The organism is Dehalogenimonas sp. W (genome assembly GCF_037094495.1).
GTDB classification, from domain to species: domain Bacteria; phylum Chloroflexota; class Dehalococcoidia; order Dehalococcoidales; family Dehalococcoidaceae; genus Dehalogenimonas; species Dehalogenimonas loeffleri.
This window is the reverse complement of the sequence record NZ_CP146612.1, coordinates 1,735,772-1,751,036: the sequence shown is the minus strand read 5'-3', so window position 1 is coordinate 1,751,036 and position 15,265 is coordinate 1,735,772. Positions and strand designations below refer to the sequence as shown.

The 15,265-nt window shown below is 49.5% G+C and carries 12 protein-coding genes; 10 read left to right on the top strand and 2 right to left on the bottom strand.

From position 1 onward, the window contains the following. The first annotated feature begins 96 nt into the window (after nucleotides 1-96). The 6 genes from V8247_RS09010 to V8247_RS08985 all read left to right on the top strand — a co-directional run bounded on the left by V8247_RS09010 (nucleotide 97) and on the right by V8247_RS08985 (nucleotide 8,629). Nucleotides 97-3,087, top strand: a complete 2,991-nt coding sequence (locus tag V8247_RS09010) for a BPTD_3080 family restriction endonuclease (RefSeq protein WP_338737508.1) — start codon at nucleotides 97-99, stop codon at nucleotides 3,085-3,087. Further along, entirely contained in the window at nucleotides 3,087-3,290 is a 204-nt protein-coding gene (locus V8247_RS09005) for a hypothetical protein (protein ID WP_338737507.1), read from the top strand. The genes V8247_RS09010 and V8247_RS09005 overlap by 1 nt, the downstream gene beginning before the upstream one ends. Nucleotides 3,291-3,307: 17 nt before the next feature. Further along, on the top strand, nucleotides 3,308-5,953 hold the full coding sequence (locus tag V8247_RS09000; protein ID WP_338737506.1) for a site-specific DNA-methyltransferase: 2,646 nt from the start codon (nucleotides 3,308-3,310) through the stop codon (nucleotides 5,951-5,953). Beyond that, a complete protein-coding gene (locus V8247_RS08995; protein WP_338737505.1) occupies nucleotides 5,950-6,561 on the top strand; it encodes a hypothetical protein in 612 nt (203 codons plus the stop codon). The genes V8247_RS09000 and V8247_RS08995 overlap by 4 nt, the downstream gene beginning before the upstream one ends. Before the next feature lie 66 nt (nucleotides 6,562-6,627). After that, on the top strand, nucleotides 6,628-7,824 hold the full coding sequence (locus tag V8247_RS08990) for an HD domain-containing protein (RefSeq protein WP_338737504.1): 1,197 nt from the start codon (nucleotides 6,628-6,630) through the stop codon (nucleotides 7,822-7,824). Between the two features lie 268 nt (nucleotides 7,825-8,092). Then, on the top strand, nucleotides 8,093-8,629 hold the full coding sequence (locus V8247_RS08985) for a plasmid pRiA4b ORF-3 family protein (protein WP_338737503.1): 537 nt from the start codon (nucleotides 8,093-8,095) through the stop codon (nucleotides 8,627-8,629). A gap of 30 nt (nucleotides 8,630-8,659) precedes the next feature. On the opposite strand, the gene V8247_RS08980 is transcribed toward V8247_RS08985, so the two are convergent. Beyond that, nucleotides 8,660-8,890: a hypothetical protein gene (locus V8247_RS08980; protein WP_338737502.1), complete on the bottom strand. Its 231-nt coding sequence runs from the start codon at nucleotides 8,888-8,890 to the stop codon at nucleotides 8,660-8,662. Nucleotides 8,891-9,103: 213 nt separating this feature from the next. Here V8247_RS08980 and V8247_RS08975 point away from each other — a divergent pair, with 213 nt between their 5' ends. The 3 genes from V8247_RS08975 to V8247_RS08965 all read left to right on the top strand — a co-directional run bounded on the left by V8247_RS08975 (nucleotide 9,104) and on the right by V8247_RS08965 (nucleotide 11,251). Beyond that, the gene (locus V8247_RS08975; RefSeq protein WP_338737501.1) at nucleotides 9,104-9,694 is read left to right on the top strand and encodes a type IV toxin-antitoxin system AbiEi family antitoxin domain-containing protein; all 591 of its coding nucleotides are present in this window, start codon (nucleotides 9,104-9,106) and stop codon (nucleotides 9,692-9,694) included. After that, entirely contained in the window at nucleotides 9,691-10,551 is an 861-nt protein-coding gene (locus tag V8247_RS08970) for a nucleotidyl transferase AbiEii/AbiGii toxin family protein (RefSeq protein WP_338737500.1), read from the top strand. Before V8247_RS08975 ends, V8247_RS08970 begins: the two co-directional genes overlap by 4 nt. A gap of 193 nt (nucleotides 10,552-10,744) precedes the next feature. Next, on the top strand, nucleotides 10,745-11,251 hold the full coding sequence (locus V8247_RS08965) for a hypothetical protein (protein ID WP_338737499.1): 507 nt from the start codon (nucleotides 10,745-10,747) through the stop codon (nucleotides 11,249-11,251). 136 nt (nucleotides 11,252-11,387) lie between these two features. Here the strand turns inward: V8247_RS08965 and V8247_RS08960 are convergent, their stop codons facing one another. Then, the gene (locus tag V8247_RS08960) at nucleotides 11,388-12,050 is read right to left on the bottom strand and encodes a DUF6629 family protein (RefSeq protein WP_338737498.1); all 663 of its coding nucleotides are present in this window, start codon (nucleotides 12,048-12,050) and stop codon (nucleotides 11,388-11,390) included. A 178-nt stretch (nucleotides 12,051-12,228) separates the two neighbouring features. On the opposite strand from V8247_RS08960, the gene uvrA reads away from it, so the two are divergent. Continuing rightward, a complete protein-coding gene (gene uvrA, locus V8247_RS08955; RefSeq protein ID WP_338737497.1) occupies nucleotides 12,229-15,054 on the top strand; it encodes an excinuclease ABC subunit UvrA in 2,826 nt (941 codons plus the stop codon). Nucleotides 15,055-15,265: the final 211 nt, after the last annotated feature.

Here is a 15,265-nt window from a genome sequence, read left to right as displayed (position 1 = left end):
AAGCCCGCCCGATATTTTGATTGACTAATGAGCTATTTGTAGTTAGCATATAACCAGTTTTGCCTTTGGTATCTAACGACTTAACTAAGGAGTGTCGTGACTCAAGTCGTAATTGAAAACCCCGTTCTAAACTCAGCCTTTATAGAACCTGTAAGGCACTTTCGCTTCTCCAGTGAAGGAATTACCGATGAGGTTATAGAATCCCGTCGAATCAGTACCTACTTTGTGCCTATCGCACGACCTAAATCAAAAGGGAAACAACTTGCGTTCGGTACAGAGTGGACGGAAGAGCGCATTCAAGAAAATGAATTTATCAACCGTGTGCGCGGCCGGGTTTCCGTGTGGCGCAAAGGCGGCTACGTCGGCATTACTACAGCTACCCGTAGATTACTTGAATACTGGACTAACCCGGAACGGGAACGTAAGTTATTTTTCTGTCAGATTGAAGCGCTGGAATCCGTCATTTATTTAACCGAGGTAGCCGGAAAATATGGCGATTCATGGATTGAAAACGAGCTGCGTGAATTCAACAGATTAGCGAATCCCGACCTTTTCCGAATTGCCTTTAAGATGGCCACCGGCAGCGGTAAGACCGTAGTCATGGCCATGCTGATTGCCTGGCATGTACTCAATAAGAAAGCCAACCCGCAGGATACACGATTTACTGATACCTTTCTTATCGTGACGCCGGGTATTACCATCCGGGACCGCCTGCGGGTATTGTTGCCTAACGACCCTCAAAATTATTATCTTCAGCGCGATATCCTGACCAAAGAGCAGCTTCAGGAAATTGGGCAAGCCAAGATAGTAATCACTAATTTTCATGCCTTCAAACAACGGGAATTGGTGAAGGCCGGTAAGCTAACCAAAGACATTCTGGCAAAAGGGCAAGCTAGCGCCTTAACTGAGACGCCGGATCAAATGGTGCGCCGTGTCTGCCGTGAGTTGGGGACGAAGAAAAATATTATTGTCATCAATGATGAAGCTCACCATTGTTACCGGCGCCGTAACGATGGAGAAGACATTAAACTTACCGGCGACGAACGAAAAGAAGCGGAGAGACGCGAGGAAGAAGCGCGGGTCTGGATAAGCGGGCTGGAAGCAATAAAACGCAAGATCGGTATTAAAGCTGTTTATGACCTCTCTGCCACACCTTTCTTCCTGCGCGGTTCCGGTTACTCAGAGGGGACGCTTTTTCCGTGGGTGATTTCTGATTTCTCACTCATTGATGCCATTGAAAGCGGCATTGTAAAGGTGCCGCGTGTACCGGTCAGCGATGATTCTATGACCGGCGAATTGCCGACGTACCGGAATATCTGGACGTTGATCAGGGACCATCTGCCCAAAAAAGGCCGCAGTAGCAACGACGCCAGCGACAGCGGCGAACCGGAATTGCCCAAGGAACTCCAGGGGGCGTTGCACAGCCTTTACGGGAATTACGAGAAATATTACCGCAAATGGGAAGCTAATGTAGAGGGGAGGTCTACCGGGCTGACCCCTCCGGTATTCATCGTGGTGTGTAATAACACCAACGTCTCCAAGCTGGTATATGATTGGATTTCCGGCTGGGAAAAGAAATTGCCGGATGATTCAACCACTATCGTCCCCGGAAATCTACCAATTTTTAGAAATACCGATGAATACGGTAACCCTCTGGCCGTTGCTAACAGCATCCTGATTGACAGTGAACAACTTGATTCCGGGGAAAGCATAAGTGACGATTTCAAAAAGGCGGCAGCTTTAGCTATACAGGAATTCAAGCATGATTATTGTGTGCGCTTCCCCGGTCGGGACGCGGAAAAGCTGACCGATGAGGATATTCTCCGTGAGGTGATGAACACAGTTGGCAAACCCGGCCGACTCGGCGAGAACGTTAAATGTGTTGTTTCCGTGTCTATGCTGACCGAAGGCTGGGATGCCAATACCGTCACTCACGTCATGGGCGTGCGTGCCTTCGGCACGCAACTCCTGTGTGAACAGGTGGTTGGTCGCGCCCTGCGGCGTATGAGTTATGTACCGGATGATAATGGAATGTTTTCGCCGGAGTACGCTGAAGTGTACGGTGTGCCTTTCTCCTTTATTCCATGCTCAGGTTCCGCAAAAGATCCAAAACCCGGCCCACAGCCGGTGAGAGTCCGCGCCCTGGAAGAGCGGGTCGCCTGTGAAATAACCTTTCCCCGGTTAAACGGGTATCGTTATGAGTTTCCTGCCGAGAAGTTGGCCGTCAAATTCACGGAGGACTCTAATATGTCCCTTTCAACCGCTGATATTCCCACGCGGACTGAAAATGCGCCAATAGTGGGTGACATTAGCACCCATGACCTCGGAGCGCTTAAGGAAAAACGGCAACAAGAACTGGTTTTTCATTTGGCCAAAGTTACGCTGGATAAATACTTCCGCGATGGTCATGACTCCAGATACTGGTTTTTCCCGCAACTGGTAGATATAACCCGGCGTTGGCTGAATGAATGCCTGACACTTAAAGATAATGCGTTTCCGCAAATGCTGTTTCTTTCCGAAATGGCACATGACGCGTCCGACCGGATCTACACAGCGATAACTGCATCCGATAGCGGGCCGAAAAGATTGAAGCCCATTTTAAGACCGTACGACCACATCGGCTCAACGCGGTATGTGGATTTTGATACCACCAGGCCCGTATATGTGACTGACCCGGCAAAATGCCATGTTTCTCATGTAGTGGCTGACACTGAATCCTGGGAGCAGAAGATGGCACAGGCAATTGAGGAAATGGATGAAGTGGTCTGCTATGTAAAAAATCACGGCATGAACTTTTTCATTCCTTACGCGTTGGATGGGCAGAGCAGTAATTACATGCCGGATTATATTGTTCGTATCAATGACGGAAAGAGTGATTTGCTGAACCTGATTATTGAAGTAACGGGCGAACGGAAAAAAGACAAAGTTGCCAAGGTATCGGCCGCTCGTAACCTTTGGATACCAGCAGTGAATAACCATGGTGGTTTTGGGCGTTGGGCGTTTCTGGAGATTACCGACCCATGGGATGCACAAAGGACTATCCGGTCATTTATAAAAGATCCGGGTAACAATGCCGAGTTACAGTAATGGAACGAAAAACGATACGAGGTATTAAAACAGCTTTGAGTAAGGGGGCAATCCCTGATGAGTTTAGGGCTGCTGATGTGGATACAGCGCTTGGGATTACCTATGCTTCCACCTTTCTCCCAAAACATAGATTGGGTAACCCCGGCAATAATACAGAGTTGTTCATCCAAATCAGCAAGGGACTGTATAAGCTGAAAGCGTAATTTGAGGAGAATTCCTGATGGTCAAAGGCAAGTCAGATAAAGTAACAGATATCAACGCCATAAAACACCGAGATAAGAGGGTAAATATACCCACCGGTGAGTTAAAAGATTTTGTGGTGAAAGAAGAAACAGAACCAAAGGTGGTGCTGTACCCTCGCGACCCATCTTTGGACCCTCAACTTGTATGGAAGGGTAAGGAAGAGCAGGACTCTAAAGACCTGGCTGTGCCCTCCGTGCCTATTTACATACAGGAGAAGATAACACCAAAATACATAATTGAAGATATCCGCGCTCAAGCTAATGAAGGTAAACCGGCGCAGATGGATTTCTTTTCTGACTTCAATGGCATCAAGTTTGAGGACATGGTTGAGTTTTACCAGCACGAACAAAACTGGACCAACCGGATGATTCTTGGTGATTCTATGCTGGTGATGAATTCTCTTTCAGAAAAAGAAGGTCTTAAGGGCAAAGTCCAGATGATTTATATGGACCCGCCCTATGGCATCAAATTTGGGTCAAACTGGCAAGTCAGTACACGAAAACGGGACGTAAAGGATGGCAGCACCGATGATGCTACACGACAACCTGAGCAGGTAAAGGCCTTTCGGGATACATGGCAACTTGGTATCCACTCATACCTAGCTTATTTGCGTGACAGATTGATAATAGCTCGCGATTTACTCACAGAAACCGGTAGTGCTTTTGTGCAAATTGGTGATGAAAATGTGCATCTAGTGCGATGCCTTATGGATGAGGTGTTTGGGAGTGAAAACTTTGTAACACAGCTATATTATAAAAAAACGACAGGGGCTGGAAGCCCTGGAGAACTACTGGCACCGCCTACGGTTGGAGATTACATCATCTGGTATGCAAAAAGCATTGATAATTTGAAGTACAAAAAACTATTCACCGAAAAAGACTACAAAGGTGAAGGTTCAACGGGGTACAAAAAAATCGAATTGTCAGATGGTACCAGAATATCTATTTCGCAGTGGGAGAAACAGGCCAGCACTTCTTTTGAATCAGAGTGTGTTCCTCGAGGCTGTAAAATATTTTCACTTGACAATCTAACAAGTCAAGCAGGAGGTGATTCTGCACGTTTTCCAATAAGACTGAATGGGAAGGAATACCGTATATATCGCGGGAGTTGGAAAACAAATGAAAAAGGAATAAAGAATCTAATTCAATGCAATAGACTGGATATATCTGAAAAAGACGGACTCGGCTACGTTCGATATTTCAATGATTTTCCACTTATGCCTATTACAAATCTATGGACTGACACTGTAGGACAAAACCAGTTTGGAGGAGATAAAACGTACGTTGTTCAAACCGCGTTGCCAGTTTTACAACGTTGCATATTATTTACCACAGACCCCGGCGATTTGGTGCTTGATCCAACTTGTGGCAGTGGAACCACCGCCTATGTCGCAGAACAATGGGGCCGGCGCTGGATTACCTGTGATACCAGCCGCGTTGCACTAGCTTTAGCACGCACAAGACTAATGGCGTCCAAATTCCCTTACTACCTACTGGCTGATTCCCCGGAAGGCATTAAGAAAGAATCTGAAATAACAGGCCAGGCACCACCGCCTTATAAAACAGAGGGTGATATTAAAAAAGGCTTTGTTTATAAGAAAGTCCCGCATGTTACGCTCAAATCCATAGCCAACAATCCTGACATTAAGGAAGGGATGACGCGGGAAGAGATTGATGCAGCCATTGCACGACATGCGGAGACAGAAACGCTTTTTGATCAACCGTATGAAGATAAACAACGGTTGCGCGTGACGGGGCCTTTTACTGTTGAAAGTCTGTCACCACACCGGATGATAGATAACTCTGAAAAGCCAGAGTCGGAAACTGAGGCGCAGAATGAAGCTCCGGTTGGTCAATTTGTAAGTATTATCCTTGAAAACCTCAAGAAATCCGGGGTACAAACGCGCTTCAAGGATGAGCGCTTAAAACTGGACAGTCTGGAAACGTATCCCGGTGAAAACCTCCATGCCAAAGGTGAATATACCGATAAAGACGGTACAACGCGGACAGTGGCGGTATTCATCGGCCCTGAATACGGGACGGTTAATTCCACAATGGTCAAGGAAGCTGCCAAAGAGGCAGTCAGAGGCGTTGGGTTTGATGTCCTTCTGGTATGTGGCTTTGCCTTTGAGGCTGACGTCGCGGAGGAGACCAAACGGTACGGCAAACTCAATATTCTAATTACCCGTATGAATCCTGACCTGGCAATGAGTAATGAACTACTGAAGAAAACTGAAGCGGGAAATCTGTTCACTGTTTTCGGTGAGCCGGATGTGGATATACGGCAACATGACGGTAAGGTGATAGTAGAAATCCGGGGAGTTGACGTTTATGACCCGACAAAAGGCACTGTTCGTAGTAATACAACTGATGATATTGCGTGCTGGTTCATAGATACTGACTACAATGCCGAAAGTTTCTTCGTGCGCCATGCGTATTTTACTGGGGCTGCAGAACCTTACGAGAAGTTAAAGAAAGCCTTGAGAGCAGAGATTGACGAAACGGCATGGGCGGCGCTTTATTCTACAGTCAGCCGTCCGTTTGACCCGCCTAAAACCGGCAAAATCGCAATTAAGGTCATCAATCATTATGGGGATGAGGTATTGAAGGTATTCACAGTATGAACGACAACGGAGCTATATGGATTGGAGTGGATCCAGGTGGCAAACGCAATTTCGGTCTTGCGATTCTGAGAAGTGATGGCAGTTCACAAACATGGTGTGTGGACTGCGCCGAAGATGCGATAAAAATAATACAAAAGAAGCTTGATAGAATACCAAGTGGAATCGGAATTGACGCTCCTTTGTGGTGGTCATCAGGAAAATCGGGAGACCGATCAGTTGATCAGTGGTTGCGACAGCATTATCGATTGAGTGGGGGTGAGGTGCAAGCAGCAAATTCACTCCGCGGTGCGGCATTAATCCAAGCAGCGATGTTTGTCCAAAGGGTGCGAGAGGTTTTTCCCTCGATTCCGGTGACTGAATCTCATCCCAAAGCGCTCCTTAAAGGACTATATTATAACGATTGGGCCGAATTTTCTGATTGTTTTAAAGCAGGAGACAAGCCAAATACCGACCACGAACGTGATGCGTTAATTTCAGCAGTTTCTGCGAGAGAAGGGTTTGAATGCCGCTGGCAAAACGATCTTAGCCTTAGCGTGGAACGCCTAACTACCGAACAAAATCCTAAAAAATACTGGCTGGCGCCTATTCATTATTTTTGGCCCGAATAAATAGACGGTTCGGTATGATGCTAAATTCAGAAACTAAGGTATTCTGTTTTAAAAGGACAAGATCATATGTATCATGATTTTCTACTAAAAATATTTGAAGCTGCCAGTCTTCAAAGGTGGAATGATAAATTACGTCCCACAATGCTCACCGAACTTGATAAACAGTCCCATAAAATGATTATCAGCTATGTATTAGCAAAATATGAGGAGTCAGCAGGTAACGATGTAGACTGGATTGCTTTAATTGAACGTGGGCTATTTGAACTCATAAGAAGGATAACTACAACTGATATTAAACCCCCAATATTTCACAAAATCAAATCGGTTCCGGAACAGTATAATACGTTGAATGCATGGGTGTACGAACAGACAAATCAATATTTTGATGGATTTCCAAATGAAATTGGTGATCGCTACAAAAAATTTATTTTTAATACTCAAACTGATCAAGTTGATAAAATTCTTGAGGCAGCGCATTTTTATGCAACAAAATGGGAATATGAGATTGTCGAAAGAGCAAATCCTGACGACTTTGAGCGAAATAGCATTAGAGGCTCCATTGACGCGGAAGTTTACAAATATTTCAATTTAGACGGTATAAAACGTCTTATAAAACGGGAATCAATAAAAGATTTTGTCGATTTATGTGGTGCATTACGCTTTCAAAAGAGATGGTCTCATTTGGACCGGGTCCCACAAACCTCAGTATTAGGCCACATGCTGGTTGTTGCCATTTATTCGTACATATTTTCAATTGAACGTCAGATTTGTGAAAAAGGAAGAGTCACGAACTACTTGACAGGATTATTTCACGATTTGCCTGAAGCTCTGACCAGAGACATTATTTCCCCCGTTAAACACGGAACTGGAATTGCAGAATTATTAAAACAATATGAAGTTGAACAAATGGAAAAAGAAGTTTTCAAAAAGATTCCACCTGAATGGCATAACGAGATTAGTCGTTTTACAAAAAACGAGTTTTCCGACACAATAATTGAAGGTGACCAGGAACGCGAAGTTCGTTGTGAGGAACTCGTTAATGAATATAACGATGATAGGTACACTCCTCGGGATGGCACTCTTGTTAAAACTTGCGATCTGATGGCAGCTTTTCTTGAAGCCTATTTAGCTAAGACAAATGGCTTAGCGAGTGATAAATATACAGATGCAATGCGCAATATCTACAACAAATTAGAATCGGATTCCATAGGCAGTTTCAACATTAAACGTTTTTTGTTGAACTTAGAGCCGTGCTTGAAATAACGAGTGTGTTGCTATTCCACCTATTTACTATTGCTTTAATAACTAACCAGCGACGTTATATTCGACGATACAGTCTTTTCTATCCGGTTGATCCTTTGACGTATGGTGTCACCTCTGGCGCGATACGAGGCTCCCATCGAGCGACGAGATGTCTTTGATTGAATAATCTGTAACGATAACCGGAGGGCTTAACCGCCCTCAGGTTTTTTGTGTTGCCACATGACGCCAAAATTATTACAATGACACAAACCGGGGAGGGTTTTGCAATATGTTCTATGAAATCAAGATCACTCTGATGTACCTGGATCCGCCGGTCTGGCGGACGGTACTGGTTCCCTCCAACACTAATCTGCGCAAGTTCCACCGCATCATCCAGCGGGCTATGGGCTGGACCGAATCCCACCTGTATATGTATGAAATTGGCCGGGAACGCTATGGTGATCCGGATCCTGAATGGGGCCCGGACATCATGGACTCCCGCAAAATGACGTTGGATAAGGTATTCACCGACGGCAGAAAGTCGTTTACATATGAATATGACATGGGGGACGGCTGGCGGCATGAAATCAAGTTGCTGCGGGCCGTGGATAGTGAGGCGGGGGCTAAACAGCGCGTCATAGCCGGGGCCAGAGCCTGTCCGCCGGAGGACGTCGGCGGGCCGCCCGGGTATATTAATCTGTTGGTAACGCTGTCTGATCCGGAAAGCGAAGACTACGAGGAGATGGTGGAGTGGCTGGGTGGCGAGTTTGATCCGAATGAATTTGACCTGGCGGCGGCAGACGAAGTGGTCAGGAAGGTGAGATAGAAACAGGCTCGCTTGAGAATTTTACCACACTCAACCGTGCGTCAGGGCTGATTCCTGTAACCTCAGCATCGGTGATAGCCCGGTGGCGATGCCCGGTAACTCTCTGATTTCCCGACGGTCAAGCCGATGTTTCGCCAGCCAACCTTGTTCCAGCCAGTCGTTCAAGCTCATGCGCTGTTTCACTATTTTGACCAGGCACCGGCGAATAATTTCATCAAGGCGGAACCAAAATAAAAGCGGGAATGTCTGTCTAATCTCCATTCGGTTGAGGTGATACCCAATGGTTCAACTATTAGGAATTTATGAGTAGTTAATTCGTGGGCGAACGGGAAGTGAATAGTCTGTAATGATAACCGGGGGCTTTTAAGCTCTCCGGTTATCGCGTTTTATGACTAAAAATGTTACCACTTGTAAATGTTAATAATACGCGGTATATTATAGTAACTACCGAATAAAAATAACGGATAGATGAAAATGGAAGTGAAAACTCAACACATATTTGCCAGGAATAAGCTGATTACTGCCGGGGAACTGACCTCTGCGGGAATGAATCGTATGCGGATAAAACGGATGACCGAACGCGGCGAGCTGAAACGGGTTGCTTTCGGGCTGTATTCTTTGCCTGGTTACCTTCAGTCAGAGTTGGGATCACTGGCTGCGGTTTCAAAAAGAGCGCCGCAGGTAGTTTTTTGTCTCATGACTGCCCTTGCTTTTCACCGGCTTACTACCCAGGCGCCATTTGAGGTTTGGATCGCTATCGGTAATAAAGCACATCCCCCAAGACTGGATTATCCGCCACTGAGAGTAATGAGATATTCACAGGATTCTCTGAACGCCGGAGTCGTGACTCGTCTTATTGACGGCATACCGGTTCGGATAACTGGAATTGAGAAAACCGTTGCCGATTGTTTCAAATTCCGTAACAAGGTCGGTCTTGACGTGGCTATTGAAGCGTTGAAAGAGGCTCTCAGGGCGAAAAAGCTTGATATTGACCTTCTTTGGAAATATGCTTCAATCAATCGAGTAAAAAATGTCATCAAGCCATATCTGGAAGTGCTCTCATGAAAAGTAACATTGCTGTTTCCATCCAGGCCAGATTATTAACCATTGCCCGGGAACGTGGGGAAGAATTCAATTTGCTGCTTACCCGCTATGCTATGGAGCGTTTTCTCTACCGTCTGTCTGTTTCTGAAGCCGGCAACCGCTATCTGCTTAAAGGTGCCCTGCTTTTTTCACTCTGGTTTGATTCTCCTCATCGGCCGACGCGGGATATTGATTTGCTGGAAATTGGTATGGCGAATGAGACTTATACCATCTCGGCAATAAAGGAAATTTGCAGAGTCAGGGCGGCTGACGGCATACGTTTTGATCCTGATTCAATCAGTGTTGAACAGATTAGAGAAGATGATGTGTACGGCGGCCTGAGGGTTAAAATTAATGGGAGACTCGGCAATACCCGCTGTAACGTTCAGGTGGATATAGGGTTTGGTGACGCGGTGACTCCTGGGCCGGAAGAGATTGATTTTCCGGTGATATTGGCCGAACAGCCCGTTATCAAGTTGCGGGCTTATCCCCGCTCAACGATGATTGCCGAAAAATTGGAAGCAATTGTCAGCTTGGGGATGGCTAATAGCCGGGTTAAGGACTATTATGATCTTTTTGCTTTGGCTGGCGAAGATCTCCCGCCGGAAAGTATCGCCGAAGCCATTGTAGCCACCTTCAATCGCCGCCGAACCCCGTTGCCGGAAGACACCCCGTTAGGATTGAGTGATGAGTTTGCGGGAGATGACGGGAAACGGGCAATGTGGTCTGCTTTTCGGTCTCGCAACCGCATAGCAGCGCCGGAGCTGGGTCATGTCGTGAATGGTATACGAAGTTTTGTCACCGAACCGTTGCGTTTGGCGCGGGAGCAGAGACATTAACGCTTAAGTAACGTGATTAAATTGCCGGCGAAACGGATCAGCATCATGGCTTTGCCAGTAGAAACCACGCTCTTCATTATTGACATAACAAAATAATCCGCCTGAATGAGACATTTACCTCTTTACAATAGCTTACAAGTGTACTAAAATACAACCTATGAATAATAATACAACTTGTACCCCGGACAGTCCATTGGAACCCAATTCACAAACCGGCGAAGCCGGCCGACCGCCCCGTCGCCGCGGCGCACCGCGCGGCAATCAGAATGCCTGCAAACATGGTGTCTATTCCCTCAAGACCACCCGGAAGATTCATGCTCTGCTGGAGCGTTCCGGCAACTTTACGGTGTTGCAACGGGAGATGTACGCCGCTTTTATCCGGTCGCAGATGGTGGCCATCCATGATCCGCACAATGATGCCGTGCTTAACAAAACCTTGAAGGCTTTGGTAAAGCTGGTGTGCCGGCATTTTCGCCTTGACCGTAAAGACGGGGAGGGGATCATGTCGGCGATTCAACTGGTCGGCCGGATGCTGGCTGCCCTGGATGTTAAGGAATTAGCCGTGGATGCCCGGGAGCCGCGCCGGGAAGAGGGCGTGTTTAACGACATCACTGATGTTGCTTCAGCTTTCAGGACTGCTGAGTCTGAAACTTTCATAGAGCCTGTATTTGTTTGCCGGTCAACCGGCGCCCAAAGCTGAAACCCGTAATTGTTTCAATTGATGTTACTTTTCTACGAAAAAGTCACTTACGATTGAAACGGGTTTTTCCCGAAGCTGGAGTCGGGTTCGTTTACTGAAATTAGCGCCATTTAAGAAAATTCAATTGTAAATCCGGTTAACCAGCCGCAGCCGTCACCGGCCGCTTATCCGGCGCGCTGAGTATCCAGTAAATGACGACACTGCCGATAGCGGCGAAGAAACACCAGACCGAGGTCAAAACCTGGGTGAACATGAAGACGGCGATGATAAAAGAGACCAGCACCAGCCCTGCCAGCACCCACATTCTGCTGACCGATGAGATGAACAAGGACAGGATGGTGGCCGCCAGATACAGCACAAAGATAATATCCCCGAAGCCGCCGGGGAAATCATTGCGGTAGATAATATGCGTACCCTCAATCTGCGGGGTGACGCTGAATAATATCAGCCGGTAAGCGTAGTAGGCGGCCACGGTCACGCCGCCGGCCAGCAGCCCGGTCAGGATCAGCTTCCGCTCTCTGACCCGTTCCATCAGGAACATTGCCAGCGGGACCACCACCGGCCAGATTACCAGCGCTGCCCACAGGTAAATATGAGCGGCGGCGTCCTGCAGGGCGGCCTGTTCGCCGGATCGCAGGGTCACCCAGACCACTCCCTCGGACAATTGCTGGAGGCCGAAAATAAACGGGATGGCGGCGAATAACCTTTGGTCCGGCCGCCGGGCCTTGCGCATGGTGGCGACCCCGGTGGCAGAAATAACAGCCCCGGCGGCAAAACTGGCTCCGGCTGAAAAACACATAAAGCAGTCCTTATTCTCACCGGGCGTTATTTCCCAGGCGGTTATTCACCCTAATATATACCGAATAGCGGCAGGAACCAAATCCAACCGTGGTGGAGTCCGCCGCCCCCGTCCCCCGCTGATTGTCCGTAAATGCCTTTCAGCGGTATAATGAAAGACTGTTTTTCAAGGAGTTTCCATGCCTCTGGATAAGATTGTCGTGAAGGGTGCGCGTGAGCACAACCTCAAAAATATAGACGTTTCCATCCCCCGGGACAAGCTGGTGGTCATTACCGGGGCCTCCGGTTCCGGCAAGAGTTCCCTGGCTTTTGACACGATCTACGCCGAAGGTCAGCGGCGCTACATGGAGTCGCTGTCCGCCTACGCCCGGCAGTTTTTGGGCCGGATGGAAAAGCCGGACGTGGACTATATTGAAGGCCTGTCGCCCTCCATTTCCATTGACCAGAAGGGCGCTTCCCGCAATCCGCGTTCCACCGTGGGCACCACCACCGAAATCTATGACTATCTGCGCCTGCTGTTTGCCCGCGCCGGTCATCCCCATTGTCCGGAGTGCGGCCGGGAAATCACCATGCAGACGGTGGAGCAGATTGTGGATACCGTCAAGGCGCTGCCGGAGAACGCCAAAATCATGGTCATGGGGCCGCTGATCAAAGACCGCAAGGGTGAGCACCAGGCCATCTTCAAGGAGCTGCGTAAATCCGGCTACGCCCGGGTGCGTATTGACGGCGGCATCCGGGAACTGAATGACGATATTGAACTGGATAAAAAGAAGAAACACCGCATAGAAGTCATCGTTGACCGGCTGGTTATCGGACATTCCGACACTCAGAGCCGCCTGGCCGACTCTATTGAGACGGCGCTTAAGCTGGGTGAGGGCACGGTGCTGGTGGCGGTCATTGACGGGCCGGAGTACATGTTCTCAGAGAAATTCGCCTGTCCGGATTGCGGCATTTCGCTGGGTGAGATTGAACCGCGCAGCTTCAGCTTCAATTCACCGCACGGCGCCTGCCCGGATTGTACCGGCCTGGGCGTCAAGATGGAGTTTGACCCGGATCTGGTTATCCCCAATAAAAAACTGACGCTGGCTGAAGGCGCCATTAACCCTTACCAGTGGCAGACCTGGTATTTTTCCCAACTGGAAGACGTGGCCCGGCGCTACGAGTTCAGCCTGAACACTCCGGTGGAGCAACTGACCCCGGAACAACTGGAAGTGGTGCTGTACGGCGAAGGCGGCGAAAAATTCAAAATGAAGAACCGCTTCGGCAAGACGCGGGAATACACCGCCGGCTTTGAAGGCGTTATTCCGCGGCTGGACCGTTTGTGGAAAGATTCCGAATCAGAGGGCGTACGCTCCGGCATCGCCCGCTACATGGTGGCCAATCCGTGCCAGACCTGCGGCGGTAAGCGTTTGAAACCCGAGGCGCTCGGCGTGCTGATAGACGGCAGGCATATCGCCGAGATCAGCGCCATGTCGGTGGTGGACAGCCTGGAGTGGGTGGAGCGCCTGGCCGCCGATGATACGCCACTGTCGGAGCGCGAGGTTCTGATTGCCCGGCAGATTTTGAAGGAACTGCGGTCAAGGCTGGGTTTCCTCAAGGACGTGGGGCTGGATTACCTGTCAGTGGACCGGGGTTCGGCCACGCTGTCCGGCGGCGAGTCCCAGCGCATCCGGCTGGCCACTCAGATCGGCAGCGGCTTGATGGGCGTCCTCTACATTTGCGATGAGCCCACTGTCGGGCTGCACCCGGCCGATGATTCCCGGCTGATTCAGACGCTGTTGCGCCTGCGCGACCTGGGCAATTCCATTATTGTGGTGGAACACGACGAGGCCATGATGCGCGCGGCGGACTGGATTGTAGACCTGGGGCCGGGTTCCGGCGAGCACGGCGGCCATATCATGGTGTCCGGCCCATTGTCGGAAGTGCTGGAGTGTCGTCATTCCATTACCGGGCAGTATCTGTCCGGTCGCAAGACCATCCCGCTGCCGGCGCACCGGCGTCCCGGTATCGGCCGGGAGATGGTTATCCGCGGCGCGCGGCAGAACAATCTGAAAAACATTGACGTGCATATCCCGCTGGGGCGGCTGGTGAGTATCACCGGCGTTTCCGGTTCGGGTAAAAGCACGCTGGTCAATGAGATTTTATTCAAGAAAATGGCCCAGGCGTTTAACGGGGCGCGCGAAAAACCCGGCGACCATGACGGCATTGACGGCCTGGAGTACATAGACAAGGTCATCGCCATTGACCAGTCGCCCATCGGCCGCACCCCGCGCAGCAATCCGGCCACCTATACCGGCGCTTTTACCCCCATCCGCGACATTTTCGCCACCGTGCCGGAAGCCCGGGTACGGGGTTATAACTCCGGACGCTTTTCCTTTAACGTCAAGGGCGGCCGTTGTGAGGCCTGCAGCGGTGAAGGTTTTATTGAAATTGAGATGCAGTTTTTGCCGGACGTCACCGTGCCCTGCGAGGTCTGCCACGGTCAGCGCTATTCCCGCGAAGTGCTGGATATCCGCTTTAAGGGTCAGAATATCGCCGACGTGCTGAACATGACGGTGGATCATGCGCTGGACTTTTTCACCAACGTGCCGTCAATTAAAAACAAACTTAAAAGCATGCACGATGTCGGCCTGGGTTATATCCGGCTGGGTCAGCCGGCGCCGACGCTCTCCGGCGGCGAGGCTCAGCGGATCAAGCTGGCGACGGAACTGGCGCGCCGCCCGTCGGGGCATACGCTGTATATTCTGGATGAACCGACGACGGGCCTGTCCTTTGATGACGTCGCCGCCTTGCTTAAGGTCATGCAACGGCTGGTGGACGCCGGTAATTCCGTGGTCGTCATTGAACACCAGCTGGATATCATCAAAAACGCCGACTGGATCGTGGACCTTGGGCCGGGCGCGGGCCACCGCGGCGGGGAAATCGTGGCAGCAGGCACGCCGGAAGAAATCGCCCAGGTCAAAGCCTCAGCAACCGGGGAATACCTAAAAAAGGTGCTGAAGTAGCTGCATAAAATCTCAGTACAGCCCGTATCCTGTCATTACCCGCGAAAGCGGGTAATCCACGGAGCTACTGTTTGCTGCTTACCGTAAACTGTAAGCTCAAAAGCTGAAAGCTGACGGCTGACCGCTTCCCCCCTCCGTCATTGCGAGGCCGCTTTGGCGGCCGTGGCAATCTTGTAAGAATAGCCTGCGATCCCGGTGCCCCGTTTTGGTC

What these genes read in the sequence shown, in the direction of transcription:
- V8247_RS09005 (WP_338737507.1), top strand. Translation starts at nt 3,087, where the DNA reads ATGGAACGAAAAACGATACGAGGTATTAAAACAGCTTTGAGTAAGGGG.
- V8247_RS09000 (WP_338737506.1), top strand. Translation starts at nt 3,308, where the DNA reads ATGGTCAAAGGCAAGTCAGATAAAGTAACAGATATCAACGCCATAAAA.
- V8247_RS08995 (WP_338737505.1), top strand. Translation starts at nt 5,950, where the DNA reads ATGAACGACAACGGAGCTATATGGATTGGAGTGGATCCAGGTGGCAAA.
- V8247_RS08990 (WP_338737504.1), top strand. Translation starts at nt 6,628, where the DNA reads ATGTATCATGATTTTCTACTAAAAATATTTGAAGCTGCCAGTCTTCAA.
- V8247_RS08985 (WP_338737503.1), top strand. Translation starts at nt 8,093, where the DNA reads ATGTTCTATGAAATCAAGATCACTCTGATGTACCTGGATCCGCCGGTC.
- V8247_RS08980 (WP_338737502.1), bottom strand. Translation starts at nt 8,890, where the DNA reads ATGGAGATTAGACAGACATTCCCGCTTTTATTTTGGTTCCGCCTTGAT.
- V8247_RS08975 (WP_338737501.1), top strand. Translation starts at nt 9,104, where the DNA reads ATGGAAGTGAAAACTCAACACATATTTGCCAGGAATAAGCTGATTACT.
- V8247_RS08970 (WP_338737500.1), top strand. Translation starts at nt 9,691, where the DNA reads ATGAAAAGTAACATTGCTGTTTCCATCCAGGCCAGATTATTAACCATT.
- V8247_RS08960 (WP_338737498.1), bottom strand. Translation starts at nt 12,050, where the DNA reads ATGTGTTTTTCAGCCGGAGCCAGTTTTGCCGCCGGGGCTGTTATTTCT.
- uvrA (WP_338737497.1), top strand. Translation starts at nt 12,229, where the DNA reads ATGCCTCTGGATAAGATTGTCGTGAAGGGTGCGCGTGAGCACAACCTC.